11 protein-coding genes, 1 pseudogene and 1 riboswitch are annotated in these 13,776 nt (G+C 69.2%); of the genes and pseudogenes, 10 read left to right on the plus strand and 2 right to left on the minus strand.

Annotated elements, in window-relative coordinates:
* Positions 1 to 646 (plus strand): annotated as a pseudogene (locus tag AB0305_RS10360) (hypothetical protein); the annotation flags it as partial.
* Between the two features lie 9 nt (positions 647 to 655).
* On the plus strand, positions 656 to 1,006 hold the full coding sequence (locus AB0305_RS10365) for a carbon storage regulator (protein WP_364138783.1): 351 nt from the start codon (positions 656 to 658) through the stop codon (positions 1,004 to 1,006).
* On the opposite strand, the gene flgN is transcribed toward AB0305_RS10365, so the two are convergent.
* On the minus strand, positions 1,003 to 1,524 hold the full coding sequence (flgN, locus tag AB0305_RS10370) for a flagellar export chaperone FlgN (protein WP_290258734.1): 522 nt from the start codon (positions 1,522 to 1,524) through the stop codon (positions 1,003 to 1,005). The genes AB0305_RS10365 and flgN overlap by 4 nt on opposite strands.
* Before the next feature lie 216 nt (positions 1,525 to 1,740).
* Between flgN and AB0305_RS10375 the strand changes: the two genes are divergently transcribed.
* Both AB0305_RS10375 and AB0305_RS10380 read left to right on the plus strand, forming a co-directional pair.
* Positions 1,741 to 2,559 carry a sigma-70 family RNA polymerase sigma factor gene (locus AB0305_RS10375; protein WP_290258733.1) on the plus strand — a complete coding sequence of 273 codons (819 nt, stop codon included), beginning with the start codon at positions 1,741 to 1,743 and terminating at the stop codon, positions 2,557 to 2,559.
* Between the two features lie 122 nt (positions 2,560 to 2,681).
* On the plus strand, positions 2,682 to 3,164 hold the full coding sequence (locus tag AB0305_RS10380) for a DNA starvation/stationary phase protection protein (RefSeq protein WP_364138782.1): 483 nt from the start codon (positions 2,682 to 2,684) through the stop codon (positions 3,162 to 3,164).
* 131 nt (positions 3,165 to 3,295) lie between these two features.
* Here the strand turns inward: AB0305_RS10380 and AB0305_RS10385 are convergent, their stop codons facing one another.
* A complete protein-coding gene (locus tag AB0305_RS10385) occupies positions 3,296 to 4,858 on the minus strand; it encodes an MFS transporter (RefSeq protein ID WP_364138780.1) in 1,563 nt (520 codons plus the stop codon).
* A gap of 67 nt (positions 4,859 to 4,925) precedes the next feature.
* On the opposite strand from AB0305_RS10385, the gene AB0305_RS10390 reads away from it, so the two are divergent.
* From AB0305_RS10390 to AB0305_RS10415, 6 genes are all read left to right on the plus strand, one after another.
* Entirely contained in the window at positions 4,926 to 5,465 is a 540-nt protein-coding gene (locus AB0305_RS10390; RefSeq protein ID WP_290258729.1) for a TetR/AcrR family transcriptional regulator, read from the plus strand.
* Positions 5,466 to 5,906: 441 nt separating this feature from the next.
* A riboswitch (glycine riboswitch) is annotated at positions 5,907 to 6,004 on the plus strand.
* Positions 6,005 to 6,173: 169 nt separating this feature from the next.
* A complete protein-coding gene (gene gcvP, locus AB0305_RS10395; RefSeq protein ID WP_364138778.1) occupies positions 6,174 to 9,035 on the plus strand; it encodes an aminomethyl-transferring glycine dehydrogenase in 2,862 nt (953 codons plus the stop codon).
* An 8-nt stretch (positions 9,036 to 9,043) separates the two neighbouring features.
* The gene (gene gcvT / locus AB0305_RS10400) at positions 9,044 to 10,207 is read left to right on the plus strand and encodes a glycine cleavage system aminomethyltransferase GcvT (RefSeq protein WP_364138776.1); all 1,164 of its coding nucleotides are present in this window, start codon (positions 9,044 to 9,046) and stop codon (positions 10,205 to 10,207) included.
* A 73-nt stretch (positions 10,208 to 10,280) separates the two neighbouring features.
* Positions 10,281 to 10,667, plus strand: coding sequence for a glycine cleavage system protein GcvH (gcvH, locus tag AB0305_RS10405; protein WP_364138774.1), 387 nt, complete (start codon positions 10,281 to 10,283; stop codon positions 10,665 to 10,667).
* Complete coding sequence (glyA, locus tag AB0305_RS10410; protein WP_364138772.1) at positions 10,664 to 11,992, plus strand: serine hydroxymethyltransferase; 1,329 nt, start codon at positions 10,664 to 10,666, stop codon at positions 11,990 to 11,992. Before gcvH ends, glyA begins: the two co-directional genes overlap by 4 nt.
* A 364-nt stretch (positions 11,993 to 12,356) precedes the next feature.
* Positions 12,357 to 13,769: an L-serine ammonia-lyase gene (locus tag AB0305_RS10415; protein ID WP_364138770.1), complete on the plus strand. Its 1,413-nt coding sequence runs from the start codon at positions 12,357 to 12,359 to the stop codon at positions 13,767 to 13,769.
* Positions 13,770 to 13,776: the final 7 nt, after the last annotated feature.

The following is a 13,776-nucleotide window of genomic DNA, read 5'->3' on the forward strand; positions in this document are numbered from 1 at the left end:
ATCCGCACCCGGCGCCGCGGCAGCCGGTGCCCGCACCGCCGCCGTGAGCCTGCTCGGGCCCGCCGAACCGGCCGAAAGTGCTCGCCGCACCGAGGAACGGTCCGAGGCGCCCGCGGCTCCCAAACGCATCCCGGCTCCGGTTCCACTGCGCGGCACCGGAGACCTGGTGGTTCTGGTGGGCCTGGGCGACGACCCGCTCGACACGGCCCTGGACATGTCCATCGCCGCGGGCGGCGCGGACGTGCGCACCGCGGGCGAGCTCAGCGCCTACGGCCACCTGCACCTGGACGGGCGCCAAAGCGCGACGGCGGCCCGCGCCCACGCCGTGGAAACCGAACAAACGGTCATTGCGGCCTTCGGCCTCGGCAAGGGCCGGCACGCGCTGGCGCGGCTCCAGGCCCTCGCGGCCCTTTCCCCGGACCAGGTCTGGGTGGTGGTGGATGCCGGCCGGAAAACCGCGGACACTGCCCGCTGGATCAACCTGGTCCGGTCGCGGCTGGAGATCGACGCCATGGCCGTCGTTGGCGCCGCCTACACTTCCTCGCCGGAGACCGTCGAGGCACTGAACATCCCGGTGGGATGGATCGACGGGAGGCCGGCCGGTCACCCGCTTCCATGGGCCGCCGCAGACGGCAGCGAAGGGTAGATTGAGAGCATGCTGGTACTCACACGCAAGCCGGGCGAACAGATCATGATCGGCGACGGCATCGTCATCACTGTTCTGGAGGGCCGCGGCGACGGCGTCCGGATCGGCATCGAGGCACCCCGCGGTGTCCCGATCCAGCGCCGTGAAGTCATCGAGGCGATCGCCGCGGCGAACCTCGCGGCCGCCCAAGCGGGAGCCGACGACGGGTCCGGCACCGAGGACGCGCTGCGCGGCCTGCTCGCGCCGGCTCCCGCACCCGCCACGGCGGTTCCGTCAGCACCGGTTCCCGCCACACCGGTACAGTCCAACCCAGCCACACCGGCATCCGATGCCGAACCCGTTGCCGGCGCCAACGGCTAGAGCGAGTTCGCGTCGTCCCCGAGGTACTGGGCCATCAGCGGCTGTGCGGCGCGCCGGGTGATGGTCAGGGCACGTTCGATGTTGGCGGCCAGCGTCAGCTGGTCGAGCATCGCCTCGGAGCTCGCGGCCGCCGGCGGTTCAAGCCCCAGGAGAGCAGTTTCGTTAGTGGCGGAGGCAGCGGCGAGCCGCCGGAGCAGGGCCCGCAACCCGTCGAGGTGATCTTGCAGGACCGCGGGCCACGCGCCGGGCGGCGCGGCGGCGATCAGCTCTACTAAGGTGGCCTGCGCCGGGAGGCCCCACTCACCGGCCACGGCCGCGGATTCGACGTTGCGGGCCAGCGCCTCGAAGCGGAGCCGGTCCAGCACGGCTTCGATTTCGGACGAGGTGAAATTCAGCCAGGCGAGGTTGCCGGCGGCCAGATGGAGGCGCTGCGTTTCGAGCCGGAACAACAGCAGCTCAAGCTGCCGGCGTTCCTGCCACAGCGCCGCCGAAAGATCCCCCGCACCCATGGGCCCCATTCCCTTGCCATCCCGGCCGTATGACGGCTTTCCGCATTTTCGGCCAAGCTTTTTCCTGAGGGTACACGCAGATTCCGGATCAGGTGATAGGTTTCGATCTGGGTGCTGCACCCGACCGTCGAAGACCGACTCCCATGGGGGGAGCACGGGGCCGTTTGGGGATGCGGCTTCCGCTGTTTTACAGCTCCTGAACCGGTCTCATGGGGGGACACACTATTGAATCGCGTGGAACGCAACGAGATGGTCACTCAGCACCTTCCGCTGGTTGGCTACCTCGTCTCAGATTTGTGCTCGAAGGCGTCCCACCTCTCGCGCGATGACCTGGCGTCGGCTGGTGCCGTAGCCCTGATTACCTCGGCCGATTCCTTCGACCCCGAGCTCGGGGTTCCCTTCGGCGCGTTCGCCCGCCGCCGCATCCTCGGCGCATTTGCCGACGAGATGCGTGCCTCTGACTGGGCGACGCGCTCGGCACGCCGCCGGATCAAAGAGACCATGTCGGTTCAGGAGACCCTGGCCTCCGCCCTCGGACGGACCCCCACCGTCGACGAGATCGCCGCGGCCCTCGGTGTCCAGCAAAGCGTCGTGGAGGCAGCGCTCGCGGATGCCTCGCGCACCCTCACCCCGCTGGACGACGCCGTCGTCGATACCCTGGCCGCCGAAACGCTGTCCCCGGAGAGCTCGGTCCTGGCCGACGAGCGGCTCCAGTACCTGCGCGCCGCCGTGAAGTCGCTGCCCGAGCGGATGCGCTACGTGGTGGAGGAGATCTACTTCGGCGACCGGACCGTCAAGGACCTCGCCGCGGAACTCGGCTCCACCCACGCCGCCGTCTCCCAGCAGCGCGCCGAAGCCATCCGGCTGATGCGCGACGGTCTCACCGCGCACTACGCCGACGACCCGGACCGCGGCTTCGAGCCCGAATCCCGGATCACGCCTCGGCGCCGCAACGACTACCTGGCCCAGCTGTCCGAGGCCACCGCCGGCGGGATCACGCGGGCGATATTCCCGCAGGGACCCGCGCTGAATCAGGCCGTTTAGACCCCGAATCCAGCTTAGTAAGTTCACTTACTAAGCTAATCGTGAAAACCCTCCCTGCCGTCTCCTGCCTGCGGTAGCGTCTGTGGCATCAGCCCGTCCAGACGCTCCACCAAGGAGGATTCATGAAAGCAACACCCACCCTCGCAGGCAATATGCAGGCCGTGCTCGTGGACCTGATCGAACTGCACGTCCAGGGCAAGCAGGCGCACTGGAACATCGTCGGCACCAACTTCCGCGACCTGCACCTGCAGCTCGACGAGATCATCGACGCCGCCCGCACCTTCGCGGACGAGATGGCCGAGCGCATGCGGGCCCTGCATGCCCTCCCGGACGGCCGCAGCTCGACGGTGTCGAAGACCACCGCCCTGCCCGAGTTTCCCACCGGCCTGATCAACACCAAGGACGCGATCGAGAAGATCGTGGCCGCGCTGGAGGCCGCGGTCGGCACCATGCGCAAGGTGCACGACGAGGTGGACGAGGAGGACCCCACCACCGCGGACCTGCTGCACGCCTTCATCGCCAAGCTCGAGCAGTTCGCCTGGCTGGTCAACGCCGAAACCATGCGGGCCACGGCCTCCGTCACGACGCCGGACGCCGGCAACTAAACCGGAACACACACGGAGCAGCGTCCGGCCCCGGGAGTCCGGCGTCGGACGCTGCCGTTTTTTGGGCTGGCGCCGGGCCGCTGGTGTCCTCTGGGGCGTCCGAGTCAGTGGGCGTGGGTCAATGGGCCCGGTCAGTGCGCCCGCGGCACCCGGCGGAGGACGACGGCGGCTAGCACGGCGGCGCCGGCCATCAGGACCAGCGCAATCGCCGCGGTGATGTGGACACCCGAATCGAACGCCGCGCGCGCGGCGGTCATCACGGCGTCGGCCAGGGGCCCGGGCAGCGTCCCGGCCAGCTCCGCCGCCCCGGCCAGGGTTTCCCGGGCCTGGCCCACGGCGGCCGCGTCGGCCTGGGGGAGGCCGGCCGGCAGGACCAGATTCCGCTGGTAGGACGCGGTCAGGATGGAGCCCAGCACGGCCGTGCCCAGCAGCGACCCGACCTCATACCCGGTCTCCGAGATCGCCGACGCGGCGCCCGACTTTGCGGCCGGGGCGGCGCCGAGGATCAGGTCGTTGGAGATGGTCTCGGCCGCCCCCACACCCAGGCACAGCACCAGGAGTGCCGCCAGCAGCATAGCGGGCCCGGAACTGTGGCCACCGAAGGCCACCAGCGCGTACCCGGCGGCGCTGAACAGCAGGCCGCCGGCGACGACGAACCCGGGCCGGACCTTCCGCACCAGCGGGACCACCAGCAGCCCGGCCGTCACGGTCGCGGCCAGCGCGGGCACCATCGCCAGCCCGGACTCGGACGGTGTCTGTCCCTCCAGGAGCTGGAGGTGCTGGGCAAGGAAGAGGATGAAGCCGTTGTAGGAGAACAACGCCAGGACGTTGGCCGTGATGGCCGTGCTGAACACGGGATTGCCGAACAGGCCCAGATCCAGCAGGGGAGCGGTGGTTGCGCCCGCGGCAAGCCTGCGCTGCCGCCGGACAAAGGCGTACCCCATGACCAGCCCCGCGCCGAGGGCCGCCAGCGGCACCGGGCCCGCACCCTCCACGGCCAGCATCTTGATGCCGTAGACGGTCGGCGCCATGGCCAGCATGGACAGCGCGATGCTGGGCAGATCCACCGGCCCGGGGTTCGGGTCCCGGGATTCGGGGATGAAGGAGGGCCCGAGCAGCAGCAAGGGCACGATGATGGGAACCGCCATCAGCAATACCGCGCCCCACCAGAGGTGCTCCACCAGCCAGCCGCCCAGCACCGGACCCAGGGCCGCGCCGCCGGAGAAGCCCGCTGCCCAGATGGCCACCGCCAGGCGACGCCGGTTCGGTTCCGGGAAGATGTTCCGGATCAGCGACAGCGTGGAGGGCATCAGCATGGCCCCGAAGAACCCCAGAGCCGCACGGCCGGCCACCAGCCACTCGGGGCCGGGGGCGAATGCCGTCGCGGCGGACACTGCCGCGAAGCCGGCTGCGCCGGTGAAAAGCAGCCGCCGGCGGCCGATCCGGTCCCCGAGGCTGCCCATCGCAACCAGCAGGCCTGCGAGCACCAGCGGGTACACATCGACCATCCAGAGCAGCTGGACGCCGGTGGCATTCAGGTCCCGGGCGATCGCGGGCAGGGCAAAGGTCAGTGCGGTGTTGTCGACCGCCACCAGGAGGACCGGGAACATCAGCAGCGACAACGCCAGCCAGTCCCGCCACGGCGCCCGGGAGCGCGTCGCGGGATGCCCGGCATCAGGAAGCAAGGTCTTCATCCGAATAACTGTACCGTCTGGACGGTATAGTTAAGAAATCCGGCGCCCACCGGGCATGATGGGAGCCATGCCCAGGAAACCCGTCGCCCGCGAGGCCGTCCTCGACGCCTTCGAATCTTTGCTCATTGCCGAGGGGGAGCGGGCCGCCACCCTCGACGCGGTGGCAAAGCGGGCCGGGGTCTCCAAGGGCGGCTTGCTGTACCACTTCCCGAACAAGGAGGCCATGATCGCGGTCCTCCTGGAACGGCTGGACCGGCTGCTGGCCGAGGACCTGGCCGCCATGGCCGCGGCGCCGGAGGGCGCCGCCGCCTACTTCATTAGGTCTTCGGTCTGGGCTGATACCGCCCTGGACCGGGTCTTCGTCGCGGCCACCCGGCTCGCCGAGGTGGCGCACGCCGAGACCCTGCGCCGCATGGCCGGTGTGCAGGCCAGTTGGCTGGAACTGCTCGCCGCCGACGTCGGGCCCGGAATGGCCAAGGCTGTGCTCTACATGGGGGACGGGCTGTATTTCAACGCCATGCTGGCCCGCAGTGCGGGTGCCACGCCGCTGGCGGTGGACGACGACGTCGAGAGCCTCCTCGCCGCCGTCGACCGCCTCCGCCCCTAAGGACGCTCCCTCACGTCCGGCACCTCTCCAGTGGACGATCCCTCACGTCCGGCGTCACTCAACGGGACGCTCCCTCACGTCCGGCGGCACTCCAGCGGATGCTCTCTCACGTCCGGCGTCACTCCAGCGGACGCTCCCTCAGATTTGGTGCTTCTCCGGCGGTCGCTCCCTCACGTCCGGCGTCACTCCGGCCGACGCTCCCTCACGTCCGGCGTTCATTTGAGGGACGCACCCGCAAGTCGGGTGAGCGGGCTTTCTGGAATTAACCTCCGAACCTGAGGGAGCGTCGTGGAAATGTAAGCCGGAGGTGAGGGAGGGTCGCGGGAAACCGCGCCGAAAGTGAGGGAGCGTCGGGCGGGGAGAAATGAAGTTTGCGGAGGCGGGCTCCGGCGTAGGACAATGAATGCTGTGACCATGGTCACGAGCAACTGAATATGCCTTTGATCTGCGGCGGGAGAGTCCTGCCAGTAGTACACGCAGGCGCCGTAGGAGCAAATCCTCCCCAGGAATCTCTCAGGCCCATGTACCGCCGCGGCGAGGCCACTCTGGAAAGCAGCGCGCCACAAGTCCCCCGGGATGCCGCGCTCACCGACGGTGCAAGCGGGACCCCGCCAAGGGTCCCGCGGAAACTCTCAGGTCCAATACAGAGCGGGGAGGAACCCGAATCACTGCGGCGTACCCTGCGCCGCCTTAGTTATGGAGTTCCTTGTGACCGTTACCTCAGCCTCCACGTCCTTCGTCGACAGGCATATCGGCGCCCGCCGCCAGGCCGACGTCGAGACCATGCTCAAGGCCGTCGGCTACGACACCGTTGACGCGCTCGTTGACACCGCCGTTCCCAAGGACATCCGTCAGGACTCCGGCCTGGCACTGACCGCCGCGCTGAGCGAGGTGGAGGTCCTGGCCGAGCTGCGCAAGCTCGCCGCCAAGAATAAGACCGCCGTGCAGATGATCGGCCAGGGCTACTACGACACCGTCACCCCGGCCGTCATCCGCCGCAACATCCTCGAAGCCCCGGCCTGGTACACCGCCTACACCCCGTACCAGCCCGAGATCTCCCAGGGCCGGCTCGAGGCCCTGCTGAACTTCCAGACCATGGTCCAGGACCTGGTGGGCCTGCCGATCGCCAACGCCTCGCTGCTGGACGAAGCAACCGCCGTCGCCGAGGCCGTGCTGATGATGCGCCGGGCCAACAAAAATAAGGACGCCCGCGACGGCAAGACCGTCATGGACGCCGACTGCCTGCCCCAGACCATCGCGATCGTCAAGGGCCGCGCCGAGGCCCTCGGCTTCGAGGTTGAGGTCGCCGACCTGTCCAAGGGTCTCCCGGAGGGTGCCATCAACGGCATCGTGCTGCAGCAGCCCGGCGCCTCCGGCCGCGTCCTCGACCACTCCGCCGTGATCGCCGAGGCCAAGGAACGCGGCGCGCTCGTCACCGTCGCCGCTGACCTGCTGTCCCTGACCCTGATCACCCCTCCCGGCGAGCAGGGCGCGGACATCGCCGTCGGCTCCGCCCAGCGCTTCGGCGTACCGCTGTTCTTCGGCGGCCCGCACGCGGCCTACATGGCAGTCCAGAAGGGCCTGGAGCGCTCCATGCCCGGCCGCCTGGTAGGCGTCTCCAAGGACTCCGCCGGCATCCCCGCCTACCGCCTGGCCCTGCAGACCCGCGAACAGCACATCCGCCGCGAGAAGGCCACCTCCAACATCTGCACCGCGCAGGCGCTGCTGGCCATCGTCGCCTCGTTCTACGCCGTCTACCACGGCCCCGACGGGCTCAAGGCCATCGCCGAGACCGTCCACGGCCACGCCCGGACCATCGCCGCATCGCTGAAGGCCGCCGGCCTGGACGTGCTGCAGACCTCGTTCTTCGACACCGTCACCGTCTCGGTGCCGGGGAAGGCCGCCGAGATCATCGCCGCCGCCGACGCCAAGGGCATCAACCTGCGTTCCATCGACGCCGATACTGTCGGCATCTCCGCCGATGAGGCCACGACGACGGCGATCGTCGCCGACGTCGTCGCCGCCTTCGGCGCGAGCGTGGCCGACCCTGCCTCAGGCACGGATACTGCCTTCGCCCTGGACTCCGCCGTCGAACGCAGCTCCGACTACCTCCAGCACCCGGTCTTCAACACCCACCGCTCCGAGACCCAGCTGCTGCGCTACATCCGCCGTCTCTCGGACCGCGACCTGGCCCTGGACCGCACCATGATCCCGCTGGGCTCCTGCACCATGAAGCTGAACGCCACGGCCGAGATGGAAGCCATCTCCTGGCCGGAATTCGCCTCCATCCACCCGTTCGCCCCGGAATCCCAGACCGCCGGCTGGCGCGAACTGATCGATGACCTCGAAGCGCAGCTGACCGAGATCACCGGCTACGACCAGGTCTCCATCCAGCCGAACGCCGGATCCCAGGGCGAGCTCGCCGGCCTGCTGGCCATCCGCGGCTACCACCTCTCCCGCGGCGACGAGCAGCGCAACGTCTGCCTCATCCCGGCCTCCGCGCACGGCACCAACGCCGCCTCCGCGGTGCTCGCCGGCATGAAGGTCATCGTCGTCGCCACCGACTCCGACGGCACCATCGACCACGCCGACCTGCAGGCCAAGATCGAGCAGCACAAGGACGCCCTGTCCTGCATCATGATCACCTACCCGTCCACGCACGGGGTGTACGACGCCGACGTCCGCGAGGTCTGCGACGCGATCCACGCCGCCGGCGGGCAGGTCTACATCGACGGCGCCAACCTCAACGCCCTCGTCGGCCTCGCCCAGCCGGGCCAGTTCGGCGGGGACGTCTCGCACCTGAACCTGCACAAGACCTTCTGCATCCCGCACGGCGGCGGCGGACCCGGCGTCGGCCCGGTCGCCGCCAAGGCCCACCTGGCACCGTTCATGCCCGGCAACGCGGCGGATCCGGCCAACGGCGCTGACAACACCCCGATCTCCGCCTCCCGCTACGGCTCCGCCGGCGTCCTGCCCATCTCCTGGGCCTACGTGAAGCTCATGGGCGGCGAGGGCCTGACCGAGGCCACGAAGTCGGCGCTGCTCGCGGCCAACTACATCGCGGCCCGCCTGAACGACTCCTTCCCGGTGCTCTACACCGGCGAGGGCGGCCTGGTGGCGCACGAGTGCATCCTGGACCTGCGCGAACTCACCGCCAAGACCGGCGTCACCGCCGAGGACGTCGCCAAGCGCCTGATCGACTACGGCTTCCACGCCCCCACCCTGGCGTTCCCCGTGGCCGGCACCCTGATGGTCGAACCCACCGAATCCGAGGATCTCGGCGAGATCGACCGGTTCATCACCGCGATGATCGCGATCCGCGCCGAGATCGACCAGGTCGCCCACGGCGACTTCACCGTCGAGCACAGCCCGCTGCGCAACGCCCCGCACACCGCGGCCGCGACCATCAGCACGGACTGGGACCGTTCCTACTCCCGCGAGCAGGCCGTCTTCCCGGTCCACACGCTCAAGCAGGACAAGTACTTCCCGCCGGTCGGCCGGATCGACGGCGCCGCCGGGGACCGCAACCTGATCTGCTCCTGCCCGCCGCTGTCCGAATTCGAAAACTGAGGCCACCGATGACTGAGAACTACACCGCCCTGTACGAAGAGCACAAGAAGCTCGGCGCCTCCTTCACCGACTTCGGCGGCTGGCAGATGCCGCTGAAGTACGGCTCCGAGCTCGCCGAACACCACGCCGTCCGCGCCTCCGCGGGCCTGTTCGACCTCTCCCACATGGGCGAGGTCTGGGTCACCGGCCCCGAGGCCGCGGCCTTCCTCGACTACGCCCTGGTTGGCAAGATCTCCGCCATGGCCGTCGGCAAGGCAAAGTACTCGCTGATCTGCAACGAAGACGGCGGCATCATCGACGACCTCATCACCTACCGCCGCCCGGCGGGGGCCGACGGTACGGACGCCTTCCTCGTGGTGCCCAACGCCGGCAACGCCAAGGTCGTCGCCGCGGCCCTGGCGGAGCGGGCCGGTTCTGCCCGGGAGGGCGGCTTCGACGTCACGGTCCGGGACGCGTCCGCCGAGATCTCGCTGGTCGCGGTCCAGGGCCCCAAGGCCGAAGCCATCCTGCTCCGCCTGGTTCCCGCCGCCCAGCACGAACTCGTCACCGGCCTGAAGTACTACGCCGCCGTCGAGGTGCCCTTCATGGTTGCCGGCGCCGGCAAGGACCTGCTGCTCGCCCGTACCGGTTACACCGGCGAGGACGGCTTCGAGATCTTCGTGGACAACGACGACGCCGCCGCCCTCTGGCAGGCGTTGATCGCCATCGCCGAGGAGGGGGAACTGACTCCGGCCGGGCTCGCCTCCCGTGACTCCCTGCGGCTGGAGGCCGGCATGCCGCTCTACGGCAACGAACTCTCGCTCCAGGGCGATCCCTTCGCCGCCGGCCTCGGCCCCGTCGTCGCCCTCTCCAAGGAGGCCGACTTCGTCGGCAAGGCCGCGCTCGCCGCCAAGAAGGACGCGGGCGCCGGCACCACCACCGGCCGCCGCCTCGTCGGGCTCAAGGGCCTCGGCCGCCGCGCCGGACGCAGCCACTACCCGGTCCTCAAGGACGGCGCCGTCGTCGGCGAAGTCACCTCCGGCCAGCCCTCACCCACCCTGGGCTACCCGGTGGCCATGGCCTACGTCGACGTCGCTTACACCGAACCCGGCACCGCCCTGGACATCGACCTGCGCGGCAAGCCCGAACCGTTCGAGGTCGTCGCTCTGCCGTTCTACAAGCGCCAGAAGTAACACTCCGTGGGCGCGCCCTCCAGGGGTGCGCCCACACGTTAGGCTTTTTACCCTCTAAACTTAGGAATTTTTCATGGCAAAAGTAGCTCCTGAACTGCAGTACTCCGACGAGCACGAGTGGGTTGCCCGGGAGGACGGCACCGACGTCGTCTCCATCGGCATCTCCGCCGTCGCGACCGACGCCCTCGGCGACATCGTCTACGTCGACCTGCCCGAGGTCGGCTCCACGGTCACCGCCGGGGAGACCTGCGGCGAGGTCGAGTCGACCAAGTCCGTGTCCGACCTGTACGCCCCCGTCACCGGCGAGGTCACCGAGACCAACTCCGCCGTCGTCGACGACCCGGCCCTGATCAACAGCGACCCGTACGGCGCCGGCTGGCTCTTCAAGGTCGCCGCCGTCTCCGACGGACCGCTCCTCTCCGCCCAGGACTACGCCTCCAAGAACGGCGGCGAACTGTGAGCGCGGCCGCAGGCACCCACACCGCAGCGTTTGAACAGGTTGTCTCCCCGTCCCTGGACGCGGACCTCTCGGAGCTGGACCCGGAGATCGCCGCGAAGATCGACGCCGAACTCGCCCGCCAGCGCGACGGCCTGGAGATGATCGCCTCCGAGAACCACACCGCCCGCGCGGTCATGCAGGCGCAGGGCTCGGTCCTGACGAACAAGTACGCCGAAGGCTACCCGGGCAAGCGCTACTACGGCGGCTGCGAGCACGTCGACGTGATCGAGCAGCTCGCCATCGACCGCGTGAAGGCCCTGTTCGGCGCCGAATTCGCGAACGTCCAGCCGCACTCCGGCGCCCAGGCCAACGCCTCCGTCATGCACGCCCTGATCCGTCCGGGCGACACCATCATGGGCCTGAACCTGGCCCACGGCGGCCACCTGACCCACGGCATGAAGATCAACTTCTCCGGCCGGCTTTACAACGTCATCCCGTACCAGGTGCGCGAGGACGACCACCGGATCGACATGGCCGAGGTCGAGCGCCTGGCGCACGAGCACAAGCCGCAGCTGATCGTCGCCGGCTGGTCCGCCTACGCCCGCCAGCTCGACTTCGCGGAATTCCGCCGGATCGCCGACGCCGTCGGCGCCTACCTGATGGTGGACATGGCGCACTTCGCCGGCCTCGTCGCCGCCGGGCTGCACCCCTCCCCGGTGCCGCACGCGCATGTCACGACGTCGACCACGCACAAGACCCTCGCCGGTCCGCGCGGCGGCATCATCCTCTCCAACGACGCCGACATCGCCAAGAAGATCAACTCGGCCGTGTTCCCGGGCCAGCAGGGCGGGCCGCTGGAGCACGTCATCGCCGGCAAAGCCGTCGCCTTCAAGGTCGCCGCGTCCGCCGAGTTCAAGGAGCGCCAGGAACGCGTCCTGGCCGGCGCCCGGATCCTCGCCGACCGTCTCACCCGCGACGACGTCGCCGCCAAGGGCATCTCCGTGGTCTCCGGCGGCACCGACGTGCACCTGGTCCTGGTGGACCTGCGCGACTGCGAACTCAACGGCCAGGAAGCCGAGGACCGGCTCGCCGCGATCGACATCACCGTCAACCGCAACGCCGTACCGTTCGACCCGCGCCCGCCAATGGTCACCTCCGGGCTGCGGATCGGCACCCCGGCCCTGGCCACCCGCGGCTTCGGCGAGGCGGCCTTCACCGAGGTGGCGGACATCATCGCCGAGGCCCTCATGGCCGACGCCGACGCCGACCTCTCCGGGCTCCGCGATCGGGTCCAGGCCCTCGCCGCCGCCCACCCGCTCTACCCGTCGGTCACGAACCTGGGCTAACTCGCCCCTCGTTCTCCGTCCCCCGGTGCAGGCTGCCGTTGCTGGCTCCCGTGCCTGCTTCCGTGGTCGGCTCCGGGGCCGGCGGACCGGACTTTTCACGCGTGCTCGCTCGTACCTCGCTTAGACGCACGCTTTCGAAAAGCCCGGCTCCGCCGCCCCCTCGGGGGACGCTTGCCGTTGGCATCACTCAAATGGGCGTCCGGGACCACAGCGCAAAGGTGACGGGCCAAGGGAGGGTGACGGGCATCCGGCAGCATGCGTCAAAGCGACGAAGGAGCAGCATGCAGAGGATGTCCGGTGCACTCCCACCCAAGCCGGCCCGACGGCGAAGCTCACTTAAGCAGTGTTTAGTTAGGATTTAGTAATGGCTGTAGGCGTCTTTGATCTGTTCTCGATTGGGATCGGGCCCTCGAGTTCGCACACCGTGGGGCCGATGCGGGCCGCTGCGGTGTTTGCCGAGGAGCTGAAGGCGTCGGGCGACCTTGAGCGGGTGGCTTCGCTGCGGGTGGATCTGTACGGTTCGCTGGCCGCGACCGGGCACGGGCACGGCACCATGACCGCCATCCTGCTGGGCCTCGAGGGCTACCACCCCGAGAAGATCCTCCCCGACGAGGTCGAGGAGCGGCTCGCCGCGATCGCCGGGACCGGGACGCTGCAGCTGGCCGGCGCCGTCGACCTTCCCTACGGGGTCAAGGACATGGTCCTCCGCCCCCTCACGGTACTGCCCCGGCACACCAACGGGATGACGTTCACCGTCTCCGACGCCGACGGCGGCGTCCTGCACCAGGCGACCTTCTTCTCCGTCGGCGGCGGCTTCATCGTCCGCGAGGGCGAGGAAGAGGCGGCGCAGCAGGAACTCGACGAATCCAAGAAGGAACTGCCCCTGCCGTTCCGCACCGCCGCGGAACTGCTCGAGCACTGCCGGAACACCTCCCTGCGGATCAGCGACGTGATGCTGGTCAACGAGGAGGACAGCCGCACCGCCGAGGACATCCGCGCCGGCCTGCTGCACATCTACTCTGTCATGGAGGAATGCGTGGCCGTCAGCCTCAAGCGCAAGGGCCTGCTGCCGGGGGGCCTGAACGTCCGTCGTCGCGCCCCGGACTGGCACGAACGGCTGATGAAGGAAAGCTGCGAGGAAGACCCCGACTTCCGGGACCCGAAGTACTGGCAGGAATGGGTGAACCTGATCGCCCTGGCCGTCAACGAGGAAAACGCCTCGGGCGGCCGCGTCGTCACCGCACCCACCAACGGCGCCGCCGGGATCATCCCCGCCGTGCTCTACTACGCGCTACACTTCGCCCCCGGCATGGACAAGGCCACCCAGCAGGACCGGGACGAGACGGTGGTGAAGTTCCTGCTCGCCGCGGGTGCCATCGGTGTCCTCTACAAGGAACAGGCCTCCATTTCCGGGGCCGAGGTCGGCTGCCAGGGCGAGGTCGGGTCGGCGTCGTCGATGGCCGCCGCCGGCCTCGCCGAGGTCATGGGCGGCACCCCGCAGCAGGTGGAGAACGCCGCGGAAATCGCGATGGAACACAACCTCGGCCTGACCTGCGACCCGATCGGCGGACTAGTGCAGATCCCGTGCATCGAACGCAACGCGATCGCGGCCGCCAAGGCCATCAACGCCGCCAAAATGGCGCTCTGGGGCGACGGGTCGCACCGGGTCTCCCTCGACGAGGTAATCGTGACCATGCGCGAGACCGGTAAGGACATGAGCTCCAAATACAAGGAAACCGCCATGGGCGGCCTCGCCGTCAACGTGGTGGAGTGCTGAGGCGCCC

This window comes from Arthrobacter sp. NPDC080086, assembly GCF_040702285.1.